Source organism: Vibrio sp. Vb1554 (genome assembly GCF_033344235.1).
On sequence record NZ_JAWPOJ010000200.1, the window covers coordinates 1 to 1,383 of the forward strand.

2 protein-coding genes are annotated in these 1,383 nt (G+C 45.3%); one reads left to right on the forward strand and one right to left on the reverse strand.

Features of this window, described 5'->3' with window-relative positions; all coding sequences use genetic code 11:
• On the reverse strand, positions 1–633 hold a 633-nt coding region (locus tag R8N28_RS24925; RefSeq protein WP_318183629.1), incomplete at its 3' end, for a LysR family transcriptional regulator.
• Positions 634–858: 225 nt separating this feature from the next.
• Here R8N28_RS24925 and R8N28_RS24930 point away from each other — a divergent pair.
• Positions 859–1,383: class I SAM-dependent methyltransferase (locus tag R8N28_RS24930; RefSeq protein WP_318183630.1), on the forward strand; the 525-nt coding region annotated here is incomplete at its 3' end.

A 1,383-nucleotide genomic window follows, 5' to 3' on the forward strand; every position in this document is an offset into this window, starting at 1 on the left:
TGAGAACGGCTGTAAGCCTGGGTTGTCTTTCTCGTTGAGGTAAACCATCAAAGCCTGCATTTGGCTGCGTAGATCTTCATCGGATACGCGACGCATCTTACTTAAGCGATGATCAGCGCTACACACAGACATCATTCGGATTTTCCCCAGCGGTTTGTAAACAATGTGCGGGTCATCGATGCGTTCATAGTCGACACCGAATGCAAAATCGACTTGATGAGTACTGACTAAGTTAGCCAAGTCACCACTAGAGGCCAAGATGAGGTTAAACGTTGTAGAAGGGAATCGATTGTTGAGTCGGTGAGACAGTTCTTGCCACAAATCGTCTGGCAGTGAGTCATCACGCGCCACCCAGACTTCGGCGTTGAAGCCTTCGGATATTTGCGCGCATGTTTTTCTGATTCGTTGAGCTGTGACCAACAAATACTCGCAATCTTTGTAAATTGCTTTTCCCGCTTCCGAAAGCGTCAGTTGGTTTCCTGTTCTTGTGAACAACTCAACATCGAGCTCTTTTTCTAATGCCTTGATCGACATGCTGAGTTTGGTGCGGTTACAGTCTAACTGCCGCGCAGCTTCGGAGACTGAGCCACACTCTGCGATAGTGCAGAAAGCTTCTACCTGAGTTAAGTTCATGATTTGACACAACCAATTAAGAATTTGCAATAAAGTAGGGCACGATAGAGATGTGCTCCCAAAGCTGTGAAAGATTATCGAAAAAAATAGTAATTCGCCAGATAAGTCTATGGTCTTTTAGCGGTTTTGCGGTACCCTATAGCCTATTAATTTCAAAATGCGCCAACTGCATTTTGACGTCACATAGTGATATGTGGGCTATAAGAAGTGAACATGGAGGCCACGATGGCACAAGATTGGGACGGCTTAGCAAAGAACTGGGAATCGAACCCAGCAACAGAGCAATTTGCGCAGTCGGTGTTTGCACAGTTACAACAGCTAACTCAGCTTGATGGCATTAAAGTTTTAGATTTTGGATGCGGCACCGGACAATTAAGCCAATTGTTGTCACCCATTGTTAAGGATATTGTGGCGTTAGATGCGTCTGAAGCCATGATTGAAGAGCTCGACAAAAAAGAGTTACTCAACGTTGAGCCAGTCGTAGATGCATTATCACGAGGTTTAGTGGCGCAACATCCTGCTTTCCGCGGACAATTTGATCTTGTGGTTGCGTCTTCTGTCCTTGCTTTTGTCGATGATGTGGAATCGTCGTTAGACATTGCTCATTCGTTGCTAAATGAAGGTGGTTACTTCGTTCATTTTGATTGGGTTGCAGAATCCGAGCAAGACGGTTTCACCTTAAGCCGCTCCGAGAATGCATTGAGCAACGCTGGTTTTGTCGATGTTGAAGCGAAAAAAGTGTTCGATATC